General features: G+C 38.2%; 24 protein-coding genes. 22 read left to right on the top strand and 2 right to left on the bottom strand.

The window, feature by feature from the left end; genetic code table 11:
* The first annotated feature begins 2 nt into the window (after positions 1 to 2).
* The 16 genes from infC (at position 3) to ACYT32_RS02315 (ending at position 11,641) form a co-directional block, all read left to right on the top strand.
* On the top strand, positions 3 to 536 hold the full coding sequence (infC, locus tag ACYT32_RS02240) for a translation initiation factor IF-3 (protein WP_395264471.1): 534 nt from the start codon (positions 3 to 5) through the stop codon (positions 534 to 536).
* A 14-nt stretch (positions 537 to 550) separates the two neighbouring features.
* Positions 551 to 748 carry a 50S ribosomal protein L35 gene (gene rpmI, locus ACYT32_RS02245; RefSeq protein WP_025084493.1) on the top strand — a complete coding sequence of 66 codons (198 nt, stop codon included), beginning with the start codon at positions 551 to 553 and terminating at the stop codon, positions 746 to 748.
* A gap of 36 nt (positions 749 to 784) precedes the next feature.
* Positions 785 to 1,141: a 50S ribosomal protein L20 gene (rplT, locus tag ACYT32_RS02250; protein ID WP_057892750.1), complete on the top strand. Its 357-nt coding sequence runs from the start codon at positions 785 to 787 to the stop codon at positions 1,139 to 1,141.
* A gap of 72 nt (positions 1,142 to 1,213) precedes the next feature.
* Positions 1,214 to 1,741 carry a YqeG family HAD IIIA-type phosphatase gene (locus ACYT32_RS02255; RefSeq protein ID WP_395264221.1) on the top strand — a complete coding sequence of 176 codons (528 nt, stop codon included), beginning with the start codon at positions 1,214 to 1,216 and terminating at the stop codon, positions 1,739 to 1,741.
* Positions 1,728 to 2,852, top strand: a complete 1,125-nt coding sequence (yqeH, locus tag ACYT32_RS02260) for a ribosome biogenesis GTPase YqeH (protein WP_395264222.1) — start codon at positions 1,728 to 1,730, stop codon at positions 2,850 to 2,852. The genes ACYT32_RS02255 and yqeH overlap by 14 nt, the downstream gene beginning before the upstream one ends.
* Before the next feature lie 10 nt (positions 2,853 to 2,862).
* Positions 2,863 to 3,177, top strand: a complete 315-nt coding sequence (locus tag ACYT32_RS02265) for a YhbY family RNA-binding protein (protein ID WP_395264223.1) — start codon at positions 2,863 to 2,865, stop codon at positions 3,175 to 3,177.
* A 17-nt stretch (positions 3,178 to 3,194) separates the two neighbouring features.
* Positions 3,195 to 3,833 (top strand): nicotinate-nucleotide adenylyltransferase, encoded by a 639-nt coding sequence (locus tag ACYT32_RS02270; protein WP_395264224.1) that lies wholly within the window; start codon positions 3,195 to 3,197, stop codon positions 3,831 to 3,833.
* Complete coding sequence (yqeK, locus tag ACYT32_RS02275; protein WP_395264225.1) at positions 3,826 to 4,428, top strand: bis(5'-nucleosyl)-tetraphosphatase (symmetrical) YqeK; 603 nt, start codon at positions 3,826 to 3,828, stop codon at positions 4,426 to 4,428. The genes ACYT32_RS02270 and yqeK overlap by 8 nt, the downstream gene beginning before the upstream one ends.
* A gap of 1 nt (position 4,429) precedes the next feature.
* On the top strand, positions 4,430 to 4,786 hold the full coding sequence (rsfS, locus tag ACYT32_RS02280; protein ID WP_395264226.1) for a ribosome silencing factor: 357 nt from the start codon (positions 4,430 to 4,432) through the stop codon (positions 4,784 to 4,786).
* A complete protein-coding gene (locus ACYT32_RS02285) occupies positions 4,786 to 5,517 on the top strand; it encodes a class I SAM-dependent DNA methyltransferase (protein WP_395264227.1) in 732 nt (243 codons plus the stop codon). The genes rsfS and ACYT32_RS02285 overlap by 1 nt, the downstream gene beginning before the upstream one ends.
* A gap of 13 nt (positions 5,518 to 5,530) precedes the next feature.
* A complete protein-coding gene (locus ACYT32_RS02290; RefSeq protein WP_395264228.1) occupies positions 5,531 to 6,628 on the top strand; it encodes a nucleotidyltransferase in 1,098 nt (365 codons plus the stop codon).
* Complete coding sequence (locus ACYT32_RS02295) at positions 6,628 to 7,182, top strand: YceD family protein (RefSeq protein ID WP_395264229.1); 555 nt, start codon at positions 6,628 to 6,630, stop codon at positions 7,180 to 7,182. The genes ACYT32_RS02290 and ACYT32_RS02295 overlap by 1 nt, the downstream gene beginning before the upstream one ends.
* A 69-nt stretch (positions 7,183 to 7,251) precedes the next feature.
* Positions 7,252 to 8,676, top strand: coding sequence for an NADP-dependent phosphogluconate dehydrogenase (gene gndA / locus ACYT32_RS02300; protein WP_395264230.1), 1,425 nt, complete (start codon positions 7,252 to 7,254; stop codon positions 8,674 to 8,676).
* Positions 8,677 to 8,898: 222 nt separating this feature from the next.
* On the top strand, positions 8,899 to 9,585 hold the full coding sequence (locus tag ACYT32_RS02305) for a response regulator transcription factor (RefSeq protein WP_395264231.1): 687 nt from the start codon (positions 8,899 to 8,901) through the stop codon (positions 9,583 to 9,585).
* A complete protein-coding gene (locus ACYT32_RS02310; protein ID WP_395264233.1) occupies positions 9,582 to 10,679 on the top strand; it encodes a sensor histidine kinase in 1,098 nt (365 codons plus the stop codon). The genes ACYT32_RS02305 and ACYT32_RS02310 overlap by 4 nt, the downstream gene beginning before the upstream one ends.
* Before the next feature lie 74 nt (positions 10,680 to 10,753).
* Positions 10,754 to 11,641 carry a hypothetical protein gene (locus tag ACYT32_RS02315; protein WP_395264235.1) on the top strand — a complete coding sequence of 296 codons (888 nt, stop codon included), beginning with the start codon at positions 10,754 to 10,756 and terminating at the stop codon, positions 11,639 to 11,641.
* Between the two features lie 71 nt (positions 11,642 to 11,712).
* On the opposite strand, the gene yidC is transcribed toward ACYT32_RS02315, so the two are convergent.
* Together yidC and ACYT32_RS02325 are read right to left on the bottom strand one after the other, a co-directional pair.
* Positions 11,713 to 12,720 carry a membrane protein insertase YidC gene (gene yidC / locus ACYT32_RS02320; RefSeq protein WP_395264237.1) on the bottom strand — a complete coding sequence of 336 codons (1,008 nt, stop codon included), beginning with the start codon at positions 12,718 to 12,720 and terminating at the stop codon, positions 11,713 to 11,715.
* A gap of 59 nt (positions 12,721 to 12,779) precedes the next feature.
* Positions 12,780 to 13,055 carry an acylphosphatase gene (locus ACYT32_RS02325; protein ID WP_395264239.1) on the bottom strand — a complete coding sequence of 92 codons (276 nt, stop codon included), beginning with the start codon at positions 13,053 to 13,055 and terminating at the stop codon, positions 12,780 to 12,782.
* A gap of 65 nt (positions 13,056 to 13,120) precedes the next feature.
* Between ACYT32_RS02325 and ACYT32_RS02330 the strand changes: the two genes are divergently transcribed.
* From ACYT32_RS02330 to ACYT32_RS02355, 6 genes are all read left to right on the top strand, one after another.
* Positions 13,121 to 13,882 carry a TrmH family RNA methyltransferase gene (locus ACYT32_RS02330; RefSeq protein WP_395264241.1) on the top strand — a complete coding sequence of 254 codons (762 nt, stop codon included), beginning with the start codon at positions 13,121 to 13,123 and terminating at the stop codon, positions 13,880 to 13,882.
* Between the two features lie 405 nt (positions 13,883 to 14,287).
* The gene (pheS, locus tag ACYT32_RS02335; protein WP_395264243.1) at positions 14,288 to 15,334 is read left to right on the top strand and encodes a phenylalanine--tRNA ligase subunit alpha; all 1,047 of its coding nucleotides are present in this window, start codon (positions 14,288 to 14,290) and stop codon (positions 15,332 to 15,334) included.
* Between the two features lie 4 nt (positions 15,335 to 15,338).
* Positions 15,339 to 17,744: a phenylalanine--tRNA ligase subunit beta gene (pheT, locus tag ACYT32_RS02340; RefSeq protein ID WP_395264245.1), complete on the top strand. Its 2,406-nt coding sequence runs from the start codon at positions 15,339 to 15,341 to the stop codon at positions 17,742 to 17,744.
* A gap of 61 nt (positions 17,745 to 17,805) precedes the next feature.
* Positions 17,806 to 18,969, top strand: coding sequence for an endolytic transglycosylase MltG (gene mltG / locus ACYT32_RS02345; RefSeq protein WP_395264247.1), 1,164 nt, complete (start codon positions 17,806 to 17,808; stop codon positions 18,967 to 18,969).
* 105 nt (positions 18,970 to 19,074) lie between these two features.
* Positions 19,075 to 19,554 (top strand): transcription elongation factor GreA, encoded by a 480-nt coding sequence (greA, locus tag ACYT32_RS02350; RefSeq protein ID WP_395264249.1) that lies wholly within the window; start codon positions 19,075 to 19,077, stop codon positions 19,552 to 19,554.
* A 49-nt stretch (positions 19,555 to 19,603) separates the two neighbouring features.
* A complete protein-coding gene (locus tag ACYT32_RS02355) occupies positions 19,604 to 19,900 on the top strand; it encodes a HesB/YadR/YfhF family protein (protein WP_395264251.1) in 297 nt (98 codons plus the stop codon).
* The last annotated feature ends 13 nt before the right edge of the window (positions 19,901 to 19,913 follow it).

Here is a 19,913-nt window from a genome sequence, read left to right on the forward strand (position 1 = left end):
TCATAGCAAGAGATTTGTTAATAAATGATCAAATACGTGCTAAAGAAGTGCGATTAATTTCTGAAAATGGTGATCAAGTTGGTGTTAAGCCAAAAGCTGAAGCACAACGTTTAGCTGAAGCAGCTAATATGGACTTAGTTCTAATGTCACCGGGTGCTAAACCACCTGTTGCCAGAATCATGGACTATGGTAAATATAAGTTTGATCTTCAAAAGAAAGATCGTGAAGCTCGTAAAAAACAAAAAACAGTTAGCCTTAAGGAAGTACGATTGAGTCCTACTATTGAAGAAAACGACTTTAATACTAAGCTTAATAATGCTCGCAAGTTCTTGGCTAAAGGTGATAAGGTCAAAGTTTCTCTTCGCTTTAAGGGTAGAGCTATCACTCATAAAGAGATAGGTAAGGAAGTCCTAGACCGTGTTGCTGAACAGACTAAGGATGTTGCTACGGTAACTACTAAGCCTAAAATGGACGGTCGTAGTATGTTCTTAATGCTTGATCCAATTAATGCAAAAGATAACAAAAAGAAGAAATAGTGGAGGGATTTTCAATGCCTAAACAAAAGACACACCGCGCATCAGCAAAGAGATTTAAGAAGACTGCTAATGGTGGTTGGAAGAGAATGCACGCTTATACAAGTCACCGTTTCCACGGTAAGACAAAGAAACAACGTCGCCAATTGGCTAAGCCAGGTATGGTCAGCTCAAGTGATATGAAACGTATCAAACAAATGTTAGCTACATACTAATTCAATTATTTTTTTTAATCAAAAGGAGGAGTCATTATGCCACGTGTAAAAGGTGGAACAGTAACTCGCAAACGTCGTAAGAAAGTTTTAAAATTAGCTAAGGGATATCGTGGTTCAAAACATATCACTTTTAAAGCAGCACATACACAAATCATGGTTTCATACCGTTATGCATTCCGTGATCGTCGCCAAGTTAAGCGCGATTTCCGTAAGATCTGGATTGCTAGAATTAATGCAGCTGCAAGAATGAACGAAATCAGCTACAGCAAATTGATGCATGGCTTGAAGTTAGCTAACGTTGACATCAACCGTAAGATGTTGGCTCAAATCGCTATTGAAGATCCAAAGGCATTCACAAGTTTAGTAGATACAGCTAAGAAAGCTTTAGCTTAATTTTTTAAAACGTAATTTGGATAACCCCAAATTACGTTTTTTTACTAATTAGCAGAGATGAGGATTAAATTGATGTTTAAACCGTATATTATGCTTGATAAGATCACAGATATCGAAGTTAAAGACTTAAAAGAACTCGGTATTACAACTATCATGACAGATTTGGACAATACACTTTTGCCCTGGAACAGTAATGAATATGATTTATCACTCCGTAAATGGCTTAATCAAATGGCCCTAAATGAAATTGAAGTTATGATCGTTTCTAACAACAGTTATGAACGTGTGGAAAAAGCAGTTCACGAGTTACCCGTCAGCATCGTGGCCCGGGCTGTTAAACCATTGCCATTCGTGATCATGGAACATCTTAGAGAAGAAAGAATCGACCCCAAAACAGTTTTGTTTGTGGGCGACCAAGTAATGACTGACGTCTTAGCTGGTAACATGGCTGGGTTAAAGACTGTTTTAGTCAGACCATTGGTGAAGACTGATGCCAAAAAGACCCGTATCAATAGATTTTTTGAACGTCCGATTCTAAAAACAATGCAAAAGCATGATAAGAACTTATATTGGAAGGATTCATTAAATGACAGAAAATAATGAAACATTGTACTGCATGGGCTGTGGTGCACAAATTCAAACCACAGACCAAGACAAACCTGGTTATGTTCAAGCTTCGACTTTGAAAAAATATCTTGAAGACGACGGGGATGAAACTAAAGAATTATTCTGTAAACGTTGCTTCAGATTGCGTAATTACAATGAAATCACTGATGTAGATGTTTCTGACGATGATTTCTTGAAATTGCTAGATTCAATCAGCGATGAGGATGCTTTGGTCGTAAATGTGGTGGATATCTTTGACTATGAAGGCAGTGTTATCCCAGGTCTTCAACGCTTTGTCGGCGATAAGAAGATCTTAGTAGTCGGTAACAAAGTTGACCTTTTGCCAAATTCCGTTAACCAAAATCGACTTTTGAACTGGTTACAACAAAAGAGTAAAGAGAATGGAATCAAGTCAGTTGATCAGATCATGGTCTCAGCCGTTAAAGGTACTAATGTTGATAAGTTGATGGACTTGATTGAAAAATACCGTGATGGAAAAGATGTTTATGTCGTCGGAACAACGAATACTGGTAAATCGACTTTAATCAACCGGATCATCAGTGCCAGAACAGAAGTAAAAGATTTGATCACTACTTCAAGATTCCCTGGAACAACTTTAGATCAGATTGATATTCCTTTGGATGATGGTCATTATTTGATTGATACACCTGGTATCATTCATCGTTATCAATTAGCCCATTTTCTCAATGCTAATGATTTGAAGACAGTCACGCCAAAGAAACCATTGCGCCCAGCAACATTTCAATTACGTGATGGACAGACGATCTTTGTGGCTGGTTTAGCTCGCTTTGATTTTCTCAATGAGAGAACCAATGCAACATTTTATGTCACTCAAGGCTTACCACTCCACAGAACTAAGACGATCAACGCCGATGATTTCTATCAAAAACATCTGGGCGATATTTTAACACCTCCAACTGATGTAAAAGAGTTCCCAGAATTCAAGAGCCAGATTTTCTCAGCCCATGAAAAATCAGACATTGTTATTTATGGATTAGGTTGGTTAACTGTGCCCGCAGGGACGAAAGTTAAAGCTTATGTTCCGGATGGAGTTAGAGTCTCGATCCGCAACGCAATTATTTAAGGAGAAATTAATGATTATTAAAGGAAAAAAGAACCGTTACTTGAGAAGTCAGGCAGCAACAATGAAGCCAGTCTTACAAGTCGGTCGTGAAGGCATTACTGAAAACCTCTTGAATCAATTTGAACTTTTGATTGAAAAAGATGAATTGATCAAGGTTTCCCTATTACAAAATACGATGGTGGAACCACAAGATATGATTGATGCTGTCAACGAATTTGATAGCAATATTGTGCCAATTCAAACGATTGGTTCAAAGATGATTTTTTACAAGAAAGCTTCAAAGATCAAGAACCGTAAATATTCTCTTGAATTAGAAAAAATGTAATTTTAAGTGATGAAGATATGAATACTCAAAAACAATTATTAACTAAAGCAAAATTGGATTTTCATAGCAATCTACCCAAGCGGCATATCGGTATTCTTGGTGGTACATTTAACCCGGTTCACTTAGGTCACTTAGTGATTGCTGAACAAGTTTACGAGCAGCTTTGCCTGGATAAGGTGTTATTTTTACCAGATAAGATTCCGCCTCATCGGGGTGTCAAAAAGACTATTCCAGATATTGATGTTGATGATCGAATCGAAATGATCAAATTAGCCATTCGCGATAATTTGCATTTTGACCTAGATTTGACTGATATTCGTCGTGGTGGCGTCAGTTATACATATGACACGATCAAGTTGCTTAAGGAATTGAATCCCAACACTGAGTATTATTTCATCATTGGTGGTGACATGGTTGAGAATTTACCGAAGTGGTCACATATCGATGAATTAGTACAGATGGTCCATTTTGTTGGAGTTTGTCGAAAAGGTTTTGAGAAAAAGTCAAACTATCCTATACTTTGGGTGAATACACCTGAGCTAGAGATTAGTTCCAGTATGATTCGCCAGCGCGTCCAAGCAGGTCAATCGATCAAATATCTAGTACCTGATGACGTAGCTTGGTACATTCAAGACAGGAGGCTTTATCGTGACTGAATTTAAATATGAAGACATTAAACCTGGTTTAGATCGAGATAAGTTAGTTGATTTCATGAAGGAATCTTTAAGTGATTTTCGATTTACACATTGTTTACGAGTAGAAAAGGTGGCACGTGGTCTGGCGGCTGAATATAACGGAGATGTTGAAAGAGCTGGCTTGGCTGGCTTATTGCATGACTTCGCTAAGGAACGTGATGACCAAGAGTTCCTCGATACGATCAAGAGCCATCATTTGGACCCTGATCTGGCTAACTATAACAATGCGATTTGGCATGGTATCGTTGGCGCTGAAATTGTCAAAGATGAATTAGGAATCTATGATGAAGTAGTTTTAAACGCTATCAGACGTCATACAGTGGGAGCTGTTAATATGACTCAAGAGGACAAATGTGTCTTTGTAGCTGACTATATCGAACCGCAAAGAGACTTTTCCGGAATTGCTCAAGCTAGAGCTTGTGCTGAAAAGTCGCTTGATACCGCAGTCGCTTATGAATTAAAACATACGATTCAACATTTAGTTGATGCTAATAAAACAATCTATCCAGCAACTTTTTCAAGTTACAATTACTGGATCAATAAAGGAGATTTATAATTTGGATTCAAAGAAAATAATGGAAATTGCTGTCAAAGCAGCTGACGAAAAGCATGCTAATGACATTAAAGTTTTAAATATCAGTGAAGTAAGTATTATGGCGGACTATTTTGTGATCATGGATGCTTCTTCACAACGTCAAGTCGACGCGATCGTGCAATCAGTTTTGGATAAGGCTGGCGAAAATAACGTTGAAATTGGCCATGTTGAGGGTAACCGTAATTCAGAATGGGTTTTAATCGACCTTCATGATGTGATTATTCACGTTTTTACTTCAGAACAACGTGATTTCTACAATCTTGAAAAACTCTGGTCAGATGCTCCAGAAGTTGATATTTCAAATTTGGTAACTGAATAATGATTTATAATACTTTTGCCAAAGTTTACAGCGAGTTGATGGATGATTCACTCTATGCCAAGTGGGCTTTGTACGTTAAGAACCAAGCTGCTAGCAAGCAAGAAAAGCTGTTAGACGTTGCATGTGGAACAGGTGATTTGACGATTCTTTTGGCTGACCAATTTCAAGTTACTGGAACTGACCTTTCAGAAGAAATGCTCAAATTAGCTGAAGAAAAAGCACAAGCAGCTAACAAGCAGATTCCTTTTGAACAGAGCAATATGTTAGACTTGTATGATTTTGATAAGTTTGACTTGATCACTTGTTTTGATGATTCGATCTGCTATTTGCAAGATGAAGATGAATTGGCAATTGCCTTTAATCAAGCCTTTGAACACTTGAACCAAGGTGGTAAGTATTTATTCGATGCCCATTCGCTCTATCAAATGGACCAAGTCTTTCCTGGTTATATGTTCAACCATCGAACCGAAGATTCGGCTTTTATGTGGAACAGTTATGAGGGTGAATATCCCCACAGTATTGAACATGAATTGACTTTCTTCAATTGGAACGAGAAGATCAAGGGCTATTCAGTTAATACTGAACTTCATAAAGAGCGGACTTATCCGATTGAGACTTTTACTAATATTTTGACCGATATTGGTTTTAAGAACGTCTCTGTTACTGCTGATTTTGGTGAATCAAGTGTGCAACCAGATTCAACCCGTTGGTTTTTTGCCGCAGAGAAATAGAAGGACACAAGTGATGAAAGTTTACGGTGTAGTAGCTGAATTTAATCCGTTTCACAATGGTCATAAATTGTTCATTGATGCGGTCAAACAAAAATATCACCCTGATGTATTAATTGCCGTGATGTCGGGCAATTTTGTTCAACGGGGTGATTTTGCCATTTTAGATAAGTGGCAACGTGCCAAACTGGCGATCGAACTAGGAGTCGATTTAGTGCTCGAATTGCCCATGGGTTACGCAGTGGAACCGGCCGATTTATTTGCCCAAGGAGCAGTAAAAATTTTGCATTTAGCTGGTATTACTAACTTAGTCTTTGGAACCGAACAGAGTGTAGATTTTGACTTATTGGCGGAAAAGATGCAAGCAAGCTCCGGTGATTTCAAGCAAGATTATTCGCAGAACTTTGCTACGAACTTGACGGCTTATTACCAGTCTCTAGGAATTGATGTTCAAAAATTGCCCAATCAGTTGCTTGGTCTCAATTACGTTCAAACTATTAAAGCCAATAATTGGCCAATTGCAGTGGAGACAGTTTTGCGACAAAAAAGCGACTTTAGCGCCACCAAGGTCCGCCATAATTTGGCAGTCGGAAAAAACGTCGCATCCCTTGTCCCAGAATTGACCAGGCAAACTCTTTGTCAACAACCATTACCAACTTGGGATGACTTTTTCCCATATTTGCGCTATCAAATCATCAACTCATCAATTGAAGAATTGCACGATATCTACCAAATGGTGGAAGGATTAGAATTTAAGCTAAAAAAAGAAATTGTTAACAGTGGAAATTTCACTCAATTTCTTGAACATGTGAAGTCAAAACGCTATACTATGGCACGACTTAGACGTTTGCTGATATATGTATTGCTAAACGTTAAAAGCCAAGAGATTAATAATTTGTATAATGATTCTTATTTGAGAGTATTAGGATTTAATAAAACTGGACAAAAATATTTGAATAGTCTCAAAAAATCCGCTACGCCTTTAATAACTCGAATAGGAAAAAATGAAAGCAAACAACTTGCCTTAGAGATTAGAGCTGATCAAATTTATCAGCTAGTTACTGGGCAAGAAGAAAATTTTGGAAGAATACCTTATATGAAAGGGGTAAATTAATGCTAAATTGGGATGTTCAAGATGTTCGTCGCTACAAAGACAAACCTTTTGAATTTGAAGAAAAACTCGATTTAACTGCTGAATTAAAAAAACGTTCAGACGACGTTTTAGACGCCACACCTGTTGAAGTCAAGGGACAACTGTTCAATGACAATGGATTAGTGATCTCAGACGTCAAAGTTAAAACAACCTTGAAAGTTCCATCAACGCGCAGCCTTTTGCCTGTAGAATTGCCAATCGATATCCGGATCAACGAGGCTTATAATATTGATGGCGTTGACACTGAGGAACTAGAGGACGACAACGTTATTATTCCCATCGACGATGATAATCCAACAATCAACATTTATGAATCGATCATCGACAATATCTTATTGAATATTCCTCAAAAAGTTTTGACTGAAAAGGAGACCAAAGATAATATCATGCCTTCGGGCAAGAATTGGGAAGTCATCTCAGAAGATGATTTTAACAAGCAAAAAGAGGAAGAACACGTGAATCCTGAATTTGCTAAATTAAAAGATTTATTTAAAAATAATGACGAAGAGGAGTAGCTTTTATATACTCCTTTTTTATTTTTTTGGTAGTATTAGTATGTGAACAAAAATCGGAGGTAATTATTAATGGCAAAACCACAAATTGGTGTTATCGGTATGGCAGTTATGGGCAAGAATCTTGCTCTAAATATTGAAAGCCGTGGATATGAAGTTGCTATCTATAACCGTACAGGTTCAAAGACCAAAGCAGTCGTAGAAGAGCATCCAGATAAGAAATTAGTACCAAGTTATACAATTGAGGATTTTGTAGACTCACTAGAAAAACCTCGTCGAATCATGATGATGGTCAAGGCTGGTGCTGGTACTGATGCAGTCATCGAACAATTATTGCCTTTACTTGATAAAGGTGATGTTTTGATCGATGGTGGTAATACATTTTTCGAAGATACTATGGAACGTAATGCCCGCTTAGATAAGTCAGGAATCAACTTTATCGGTATGGGTGTTTCCGGTGGTGAACTTGGTGCTTTGGAGGGTCCTTCATTGATGCCAGGTGGTCAAAAGGAAGCTTATGACCTAGTTGCTCCTATTTTGGAACAAATTTCAGCTAAAGCTGATGAAGACGGTGCACCTTGTGTTACTTATATCGGACCAAATGGTGCCGGTCACTATGTCAAAATGGTCCACAATGGTATCGAATATGGCGATATGGAATTGATCGCTGAAAGTTACAACTTGTTGAAACACTTGTATAACAACGACGTTAACAAGATTGCTGACATCTTTAATGACTGGAATAAAGGTGAATTATCAAGTTACTTGATCGATATCACAGCTAAGATTTTGACACGTAAAGATGATGAAGGTTCAGACGACTACATCGTCAATAAGATCCTTGATAAAGCCGGTAACAAGGGTACTGGTAAGTGGAGCTCACAAAGTGCCTTGGAATTAGGCGTTCCCCAATCATTGATCACTGAATCAGTTTATTCACGTTATGTTTCGGCTTATAAGGACGAACGTGTAAAAGCAAGCAAGGTTTTGCCAGCTCCAACTAAGACACCAGAAATCAAGAATGCTGATGAATTAGTTGCTAAGATTCGTAAAGCATTGTACTTCAGTAAACTCATCAGTTATGCTCAAGGTTTTGCTCAAATGAAGGCCGCTTCAGACAAGTACGACTGGGATCTTAACTACGGTAAGATTGCCCAAATCTGGCGTGCTGGTTGTATCATCAGAGCTCAATTCTTACAAAAGATCACTGACGCTTACGATGTTGATCCTAAGCTTGATAACTTGCTCTTAAATGATTACTTCAAGCAAATCGTTGAAGAATATCAAGCTGATGTTCGTGACGTGGTTAGTTATGCTGTTCAAGCTGGTATTCCAGTTTCTGGATTCATGGCAGCTATTTCATATTACGATCAATATCGTTCCGAAGTATTGCCAGCCAACTTGATTCAAGCCCAAAGAGATTACTTTGGTGCTCACACATACGAAAGAAACGATAAACCAGGTATTTTCCACTATACATGGTATGAAGAACAATAAACACGTGATTGTTTTATCAAAGCTCTCATTTCACGGTCGTGATGTGAGGGCTTTTATTGTGGAAAAAATTTTGTTTCAAAAAAAAATAAATTAAAGCTTGTCTTCTTTTAATTTTTGCTATATGTTAAAATCATTAATGCATTGCCAACAACGTGACATACACAAATTAATGATTAAGCTATAATTAAAGATAATTTAATAATCTACAAATAGGAGATACGTATGGCTAAAATACTTGTTATTGAAGACGAAGAGAACATGGCAAAATTTGTTCAGCTTGAACTTCAACATGAGAACTACGAAGTAACAGTTGAACGTGATGGTAGAACCGGCCTCGATGATGCATTATCAGAAGATTGGGATTTGATCTTGCTTGATTTGATGTTGCCAGAGTTAAACGGTATCGAAGTTTGCCGTCGCATTCGTCAAGAAAAAAATACGCCGATCATCATGATGACAGCGCGTGATTCAATTATTGATCGGGTATCAGGACTTGATCACGGGGCAGATGATTACATTGTTAAGCCATTTGCAATCGAAGAATTATTGGCTCGTATCCGGGCTTTGCTCAGACGAATTGATTTAGATATTGATGTTACTAGAAATAACGACCAAGTTTTGAAGTATAAGAACTTAGTGATCGACAAGACAACTCAAACTTTGAAGCGCAATGGCGAAGTGATCGACTTGACTCGCCGTGAGTACGATTTATTGAGTGCCTTGATGGAAAATGTTGGGACTGTTCTAAGCCGTGATGACTTACTAGAGCGTGTTTGGGGAACTGGTTCTTCAACTGAGACTAACGTCGTGGACGTTTATATTAAATATTTGCGTAATAAAATCGATCGTGCTGGCGCACCAAGTTATATCTCAACTGTGCGTGGTAAAGGGTACGTGATGCGTCGATGAGAATCTCAATTAGATTTAAATGGACTGCCTTAATTTCTTTCGTGATTTTGTTGGCCTATATTGTGGTCGGCATTTTAGCAATGAGAACAGTTCAAAGTGTGGCTTCTGTCAGTGAAATTCATTCCTTCACCACTAAATTAATCCTCGGCGGTGTGGGTGTCTTTATCTTGGGTGTTTTGGTCAGCTTTTATGCTGTCACTTTAGTCTTGAATGATTTGAAGAGAATCAATCACACAATCGATGATTTGAATAAAAAGCCCGATTCTGACTCCAGAATCAAGATCCGTAAACGTAACGATGAAATTTATGATTTAACGATCAATATCAACAAAATGCTGGACCGAATGCAGGCTTACACTAACCAGCAAAAAGAGTTCGTCGAAGATGTTTCTCATGAGTTGCGGACTCCGGTGGCTGTTTTGGAAGGTCATTTGAGCATGTTGCAACGTTGGGGGAAAGATGATCCTGAGGTTTTGAATGATTCAATCAATTCTTCGTTGCAAGAGTTAAAACGTATGCAGTCGTTGATTCAAGAAATGCTTGATTTGACTCGAGTAGAACAGATCGACAGTGCTTATTTGGAGCAGACAACTGAGGTCAAACCACTGTTTACTCAAGTGGCTAACGATTTCAAAATGTTGCATCCAGACTTCGTGATCAACTTTGATGATGACATCAGAGCTGGCAGTGAAGTTAAAATCTATCGCAATCACTTAGAGCAAGTTTTGGTCATTTTATTAGATAATGCCTTCAAATATTCAGCTGATCGGAAAGAAATTAATTTCTCCGCTTCAACTAATTCAGCATTGTTAGAAGTAGTTGTCCAGGATTATGGCCTAGGAATAGCTAAAAACGACCTGAAACGTATTTTCAATCGATTTTATAGAGTTGACAAGGCTCGGTCTCGAAAGCGTGGAGGGAACGGTTTAGGCCTTTCTATTGCTAAAAGATTGATCGAGATCTACCACGGCAGTTTGGAAGTCGAGAGTGTCGTTGGTTCAGGGACTGTTTTCAAGATCGAATTGCCATTGGTGCCACCTGTTAGTGAAGATGATGCTGATGAAAAAAATAACAATAACAAAGAAAAGAAGTAGCCTCTTAGCCAGGCTGCTTCTTTTTTGGTATTCTGTAGAAAATACGTCTTTTTAAATTTTTTTAGGGGGAAGTCATGCATATCAAGAAATTAGCAATTTTAGTCTTCGCTGCTCTATTTTTCTTAACCGGCTGTAACAAAGTAACGAAAGACAAAAACGACCAAGCGGAGTCAAAGAGCCCTATTAGTGTTGATTATGCCAATTTAAGCGATTCAGAAAAGTCAGAAATGACTTTTGAATTTTTCAGGAGTAGTGATTCACATCGAGTTGATCTGAAAGTAATCAATCGGACTAGTAAAAAGGTCAATTTTTCCGGAAATAAATTTGAATTGATCTCACCACAAAGAACCACTATTGATTCCAATCATGACAATATCAGTCTCGACTCCAACAGTACGAAAACTTTCAAGGATCTGTTCAGTGGAGTCGATCCAACTGCCTTTGAACGCATTGGCTTGTATTGTTATAAAAATACCGCTAATAAGTTGGCTTATAGTTTAAGTAATTTATCGGTCGCTAAATCAACTAATCTAAAGGATACTGATGTGCAAGCGAGTTTTAAAAACTTCGGCAAAAAAGTAAATAATCGTCCCACTAAGAAAAAGACTAATTTGAAGCCAGTAACTAACGTTCAACAGGCGATTGCTTTAGTTAAAAAGCAAAATGGTCCCGCTCCAAAAGGGATGTTGTATGATTATATGCGAGATGCCACTTCGAGTACCGATAATACGGTGAGAACTGGCGACGATCAAGTGGTCTATTGGGTGCGCCTGTTTGAAAGTGACGGGCATGTGACGATAGCCAAAAAAGATTGGACGGTCTTTCATGATGGACGGGTCTTACCAGTTAAACCAAGTTCGATTGGTAACCCTCAGGACCCTAAACAGTCGGACACGGTGCCAGCCAAAGAACCTTCCCAAACTGATGATTCATCGACAAGAACGAATTCAAATCTAAATTAAAAAGGCGGTAATCTTTGAACAATTAATTGTGTTCAAGATTACCGCCCTTTTATTAAACTAAGTGAAAAATTCTATTTATCATCAGGTGTACGGTTACGTTTTTGTTTACCTTTGTTCAATTCACGAATATTCTTGTGTATTTCATTAGCTTTTTTACGGTCAGCAGTTGGAGTAGCACTGGCAGTTGAAGTTGTGGAACCATCGGAATTGTTTAAGATATCATCGAGCATTTCCTTAGTAACAACCACTTTAACAGGATTCTTGGCTAACTCTTCATCAGTTCTCTTTCTGATCCTTGGTGTAATGATGTAGTTAGTGATCAATTGTTGAATGACAATAACCACACCACCAACTAGGAAGTAAAGTGCTAGTGCTGCCGTTGAGACCAAAGAAATGAAGAAAGTCATCATTGGATTCATTAAAAGCATCGTTTGCATTTGTTTTCTTTGTTCTTGTGGGACGATCTGCAACGACATCCAGCCTTGAACTAAGTAGAAAATAGTTGCAATGATAGCAATCATCATACTTGGTTTTCCTAGTGGAATCGACAAGAAGGTTGCGGCACCAATTTGTTTTGAATATTGCACCGCTTGATAAATACCAATCAAGATTGGCATTTGTAGTAGCAATGGTAAACATCCCAGTCCACCAGTCAAACTCATGTTATTTTGTTTATAAACATCCATCATCAGACCACTGATCTTAGTTTGAGCAGCTTGATCTTTTGATTTCTTTTGTGCATCTTGAATCAACTTCAATTGAGGTTGAATTGCTCGCATTTTTTCTTGTTGCGTTGTCGATTTGTATTGTTGGTTCAAAGAAAGTGGAACTAACAGTAAACGAACGACGAAGGAGATAATCATGATTCCCCAAGCGTAAGCATTTTTTCCACCGACAACTTGAGCCGTCTTTAAAATCAAGTTTTGGAAAGGAACTCCCAGCCACTTGTAGATGAAGCCATATGGCCCACTAGTTGGCGCATGTAAATTAGCTGAACCTTGTGCACAACCCGTCAAAACTAGTGTCAGTACTAGGACGAGTGATAGTACCGATAGATATTTGACATATTTTTTATTCACTTAAATAAACCACCCTTTTAATCGTATACACAGTAATATACGTTAACTCATTTGACGTTTCAACCAATCACGGTAAATTTTGTGTAATGTTGTAAGTCGTCAGAAAAAGTATAGTCCATTTTGGTTACTTTTCCAAAGGGTGATGGCGAAGATTTTACCCGATCAAGAAAAATATACAGAACTTTTTCATCGGCCTCAGCTTCAATCGAAACTGAACCGTCCAATTCATTCTTAACCGTGCCAGTAACTTCCAATTCTTGAGCTACTTGAAAAGTCGAATAACGAAAGCCGACCCCTTGAACGAGACCGTCAACATTAATGGAAAGATGCTTCATGAGTTTTCACCTCAAATCTTTGAATGTGTTAATATCTATATTATAGAACAAGAGGGATGGATGATATGAAATATATTGAGTCGAAGAAAAATGATGAGATCAAACAACTGAAGAAATTGTCAGCAACCAAAAATATTCGTAAAACTGGTACGTACATGATTGAAGGTTTCCACTTAGTCCGTGAAGCTGATCAATATGAACAAGACTTTGTAAAATTATTGGTTACTGAAAAATATGAAGATGACCGTTTAGTAAAAAAATATCATGATATCGCTGTGACAATTTCCGAAGATGTCGCCAATGAATTGTCAGAAACCAAGACTCCACAAGGAATCTTTGCCGTTATTAAAGTTAAAACTGCAGATGATTTCCAAGAATTTACTGGCAAATGGGTAATGTTAGATGACGTGCAAGATCCAGGAAACGTGGGAACAATCGTCCGGACTGCTGATGCAGCAGGTTATGATGGTGTGATCACCAGTTTGGATACGGCTGATTTTTATCAACCAAAAGTTCAACGTTCAATGCAAGGCAGCCAATTTCACTTGCCAATTTATCGAATGGATATTAACCAGGCTATCAGTCAAGCCAAACAGTCAGGCCTAAAGATCTATGGTTCCGAAGTCAATGCTCAAGCTAAACCATATACCAAGCTAGAGAAGAGCGATTCCTTTGCATTGATCATGGGAAACGAAGCCCATGGCGTTACTCAAGAAGTTTTAAATGAAACAGACGAAAATATTTATATACCTATCCTTGGCAAAGCCGAATCACTTAATGTAGCCGTTGCGGCCGGAGTTTTAATGTATGGTCTACAAACGCTTTAAGACTTGCGAAAGTTTAAAGTTTTTGTATAATCATTTATATATGAATAGGAATTAAACTTTGATGAAAAAGAGTAACTGTGAAGTTCATGACAGGAAGAGCCGTTCACTGAAATAGGCTTGATGAATGAAACAGCGAATTCACTTTCTGAGTTTTTTAGTTGGTTACTATATAACCGCTTGAGTGCATGTTTATTTAACATGAACTAGGGTGGTACCGCGAGTCCTCGTCCCTTTTTTTAGGGATGAGGACCTTTTTTTGTAGAGGGCGAACCTCGACGCTTAGACATCGAGCACACCCCGTTTTAACTGCATCAGAATAGTGGTAGCCGCTATCTATAAAGAAAAAACTCAATCAGAGCAAAATCAAACTAAATTCAAGTAACTTATATGAGAGGAAAGACAACAATGTCATTAAACGATACGTTAAAGAACTTAAGAGAAAACGGTATTGATGAAGCCAAGCGAGCTGAAAAGCTCCAAGAATTGAATGACTTGAGAGTTAATCTCTTAGGTAAAAAGGGGCCAATCACCAAAGCTTTACGAGGTATGAAAGATGTTCCAGCTGAAGAGCGCCCTGAGATCGGTACTTTAGCTAATAATGTTAAAAAAGATATTCAAGCTGCAATCGAAGAAAAAATGGCTGAGTTGAATCAGAAGTTGATTGCAAAGAAATTGGAAGACGAGACAGTTGATGTAACGCTTCCTGCAACTAAGCGGACACAAGGGACTAAACATATCTTGAATCAAACGATTGAAGATATCGAACAATTTTTCATTGGCTTAGGTTATGAAGTTGCCAGTGGTTATGAAGTTGAAGAGGATCATTACAACTTTGAACGTCTTAATATCCCCAAGAACCATCCTGCCCGTGATATGCAAGATACCTTTTATTTATCAAATGAATTATTGATGAGAACTCAAACTTCAGCTCAAGAAGGCCGTGATATGGAAGTACATGACTTTTCAAAGGGTCCTTTAAAGATGGTTTCACCAGGTGTTGTTTACCGTCGTGACGATGATGATGCAACCCACTCACATCAATTCCATCAAATCGAAGGTCTAGTTGTTGATAAAAATGTCAGCATGGCCGATTTGAAAGGTACATTAGACGCACTCTGTCGCCATGTCTTTGGCCCAGACCGTGAGATTCGTTTCCGTCCTAGTTATTTCCCATTTACTGAACCTTCCGTTGAAGTTGACGTATCTTGTTTCAACTGTGGTGGACAAGGATGCCGAATTTGTAAATATACTGGTTGGATCGAAGTTTTGGGTGCTGGTTTAACTCATCCAAACGTTTTGAAGATGTCTGGTATTGATCCTAATGAATACAGTGGAATGGCTTTTGGCCTTGGCCCAGAACGTTTTGCCATGCTCAAATATGGAGTTAACGATATTCGTGACTTCTACCTAAATGACGTAAGATTCCTAGAACAATTCAAAGGAGTAAATTAAGATAATGAAGATTTCTGTAAATTGGTTAAAAGAATACATCACTGTCGACCATACGGTTGAAGAAATGGCTAACAAAATCTCTTTGACTGGGATTGAATCTGGTCCCGTAAAGTTAGGTGAAGAATTAACTAACTTAGTAGTCGGTCACATTACCAGTGTCGTCCCTCATCCTGATTCTGACCATTTAAAAGTTTGCCAAGTCGATGTTGGTGAGTCAGAGGACATTCAAATCGTCTGCGGTGCTCCGAATGTTGCTGAAGGTCAATATGTAATTGTTGCCTTGCACGGGGCTCATTTACCAGGTGGAGTAAAAATCAAACGTGGCAAGCTACGTGGTCAAGAATCTAACGGTATGATCTGTGGTCTTGATGAAGTAGGGGTTCCAGCGCAATACATGCCAAAGGAATTTGAAAATGGAATCTACGTATTTGATGATCCACAAACACCAGGAACGCCCGTCTATGATTTATTAGGCTTGAAAGATCAGATGATCGATATCGATATCACACCTAATCGCGCTGATACCTTAGGTATGCGTGGTGCCGCTTGGGAAATTGGTGCTACTTATGACGAAAAGCCTTCATTCAAGCAACCTGAATTAAATACTGAAAAAGTCGGCGATGTTGCTGAAGTTTCAGTTGATGTTGCTGAAAAAGATCTTGTTCCCGATTATTTATTGCGTGAATTAAAGAATGTCAAGGTAACTCACAGTCCATTGTGGATGCAGAGAAGATTGTGGAATCAAAATATTCGTCCGGTGAACTCAGTGATCGATGTTGCCAACTATGTAATGATCGAATATGGTCAACCAATTCAAGCTTATGACTTGGATAAACTAGCTGCCAAAAACTTAACTGTTAAATTTGCCAATGACGGAGATGTTTTAAAATTAGCTGACGGCGAAAAGAAATTGACTCACAATGACTTAGTAGTTGTAGCTGATCAGCAGATACTAGATTTAGCTGGAGTTCAAACAAGTGCTGAAGTTGCCGTTGATGAAAATACGCAAAATGTTTTAATTGCGGCTGGAGTTTTTGACGGCGCCAGTGTCAGAAAGAGTGCCCAAAGACATGACCTCCGTGGCGATGCTTCAAACCGCTTTGAAAAGGGCGTTGATAATGGAATCGTTGAAGAGGCTTTGACACGTGTTGCCCAATTGCTTGACCAAACAACTACTGTCGAAAAAATTTCTGAAACCGTTGTTGGTAACTATACAAAGGCAGAACCAACTGTGATCAAAGGTAGTATTAATCACATCAATCACTTGATGGGCTTAGAATTATCAACTGATGAAATCGTCAAGATTCTCGATCGTCTCGGCTTTGGCGTTGAAGTTGCTGGTGACGCTTTAACCGTTACGATTCCTACACGTCGTTGGGATATGAGTATTGAAGCTGATTTAGTCGAAGAAGTAAACCGAATTTACGGTTACGAGAATTTACCTAATACACTGCCAGCAGGTATGGAAACTAAAGGTGGCTACGATGCTAAACGTGAGTTAGCCAATGAATTACGTGATGTTTTGTTAGGTGAAGGCTTGGATGAAGTGATCAACTACTCTTTGTTGAGTAAACAAGAAGTTGAAGATTTTAACGTTATCAAGAGCGAATATACTAAACTATTGCACCCAATGACTGAAGATCATGAATACTTGAGAAACAGTTTGATTCCTGGATTAGTGCACAATATCAGTTATAATCAAGCACGTAAGAATGATGACTTACAGATTTTTGAACACGCTCGTATTTTTGACCGGCCAACTGGACAAGACCGTCCTAACGAAGTGACTTATTTGTCAGGCGCAATCAGTGGAAATGTCGTGGCGGATGCTTGGAATACGACTGCACAAGCCGTCGATTTTTACTATGTCAAAGGTATCGTTGAAGAAGTCTTGCGTTTTGTTAATGCTGATGCGGAGGTTCAATTTGTCGCTACAACTGAATATCCCAACATGCACCCTGGACAAACCGCTAAAATTCTAATCAATGACCAAGTAGTTGGTTTCCTTGGAAAATTGCATCCTAATTATCAAGCAGATCATGCAATTGCTGAAACTTATGTATTTGAATTGAATGTCGATAAGTTGTTTGACTTAGACAAGCGAGTTGTTCAAGCTCAAAGTGCGCCAAAATATCCTGCCATTAGTCGTGATTTAGCTATTTTGGTTGAAAAGAATGTTGAAAACGGACAAATCATTTCCGAAATTTTTGCCCATGGCGGGAAGTACCTGAAAGATGTTAATATATTTGATGTCTATGAAGGCAAAAATATTAAACTAAATCATAAGTCACTTGGTTATCACTTGGTTTTCCAAAATCCTAACGATACTCTGACAGATGATGAAGTTGAAAAAGTATTCTCACTGATTAAAGATAATTTAGTACAAAAATTTAATGTAGAAATTAGATAATTATGCCTTAAGTATCACAACTAATGGTATAATCTAATAAATTAACTCGGGAGGCTGTGTCTTGAGCCAAAAGGATGAAAAAAAACAAGCGTTGAGACAAGAGTCTGACGATAAAGTGAAAACTCGGGCCGAAGAAAGAACCGTTGCAAACCACATTGCATACTGGATCGTTGGGGTTATTGCTGTTTTAGCAGTTGTCGTTGGAATTATCGGTTTCAATTATGTAAATAGTTCATTGCAACCATACAATGCCAATAGTAAAGATGAAGTGGTGGTTAAGATTCCCATCGGTTCTTCAAGCAAAGAGATTGCGAAGACTCTAGAAAAAGATAAGGTCATTAAGAGTGCGGCCGTCTTTAATTTCTACATCAAAGCTCAAAATTACACCGATTTTCAAGCCGGATATTATAGATTCAAGCAGTCTTGGGGCGTTAGTGATGTCGTCAAGCAATTGCAAAAGGGCGGTAGTGCCACTCCTCCAGCATCATCATCTGGAGATACAGTCTTAGTTCGTGAAGGTGTAACGATCGATCAAATCGGTGATGCTATTCAAAGCGGGACTAAGAAAACTTTGAAGTTCAAGAAGTCTGATTTCTTAAAATTAATGAAAGATCAAGCTTACTTGAAACAACTTCAAAAGAAATATCCTCAATTGCTCGATTCCACGATGGCTAAAAAGAACGTTCGTTATCATTTAGAGGGTTATTTATTCCCAGCTACGTATAGCGTTTATAAGGGTATGACTTTGAAGGAACTAGTTAACCAGATGGTTGAAAATGAAAATGAAAAGATGGAACCATATTTCTCAACTATCAAAGAAAAGGGTTATACTGTCCAAGAAGTTCTGACTATCGCTTCCTTAGTTGAACGTGAAGGTTTGGATACGACTAACCGTAAGAAGATTGCCGGTGTATTTTATAACCGTCTGGCAATTAATATGCCATTGCAATCTGATATTTCTGTAATGTATGCTTTGAATACTCATAAGACAAAATTGACCAACAAAGATACTAGTGTCAAATCGCCTTACAATTTGTATAAGAATGAAGGATATGGTCCTGGACCGTTCAATACTCCAAGTTTGGATTCAATTGAAGCTACCTTGAACCCATCTGACCGTGATCAAGATTATCTCTACTTCTTTGCTAATTTGAAGACTGGTAAGATCACTTACTCACATACTTTGGAAGAACATAACAGTCGATATGCAGAAACAGGTCAATAGTATATAATTAGTAATATAAAAGAATGTCATCTAGTCGTTATTGATTAGATGACATTTTGAAATTAAAAAATAATAAACAATGAATTTTGAAAGAGGTATTAGGAAATGGCAGATAGAAATTACCCTATGACAGCTGCTGGTCTACAAGATTTGAAGGATCAGCTTGAAGAATTGAAAAAGGTAAAACGTCCCGAAGTAATCAATCGAATTAAGATTGCTCGTGGATTCGGTGATCTTTCAGAAAATTCTGAATATTCAGCTGCTAAAGACGAACAAAGTGTTATTGAATCAAAGATTTCTGAAGTAACAGAACGTATCCAATATGCTGATGTTATTGATGTAGATAAAGTTGCCAATGATGAAATTTCAATTGGAAAGACCGTTACGGTACAAGAAGATGGTGAAGAACCTGACGTCTATACAATCGTCGGGGCATCTGAATCAGATCCTGATAATGGTAAGATTTCTAACGAATCTCCAATTGCCAAAGCTTTGATTGGTAAACATACTGGTGAAAAGGTAACCATTGAAACACCAGTTGGCAGTTACGATGTTACAGTTAAAGACGTTGCAGTTGCCGAATAGTATTGTTTTCTGCTATGTTTATCTTAATTAAAAAATTGAGGTGGGCAGCATGGAAATAGAACTAACTGACAGAGCAACAAAATGGTTTGAAGATGAATTAGGATTACAACCCGGTGATGGTGTACACTTTTACGGTAAGGTCTACGGCAAAACAATGGTCCACGAAGGCTTTTCAATTGCAATGCGTAAAGAAAAACCAGTTGATCCAGTGGCCGATACGGTTGTGCATGGAATCAGCTATTATATTACGGACAGCGATACATGGTTCTTTGCTCGCTATGACTTATTAGTAGAATATGACCCAGATTTGGATGGCCCCAAGTACATCTTTAAATCGAATGAATAATTATTTGCTTTTT

The sequence above is a fragment of the Companilactobacillus sp. FL22-3 genome (assembly GCF_054881455.1).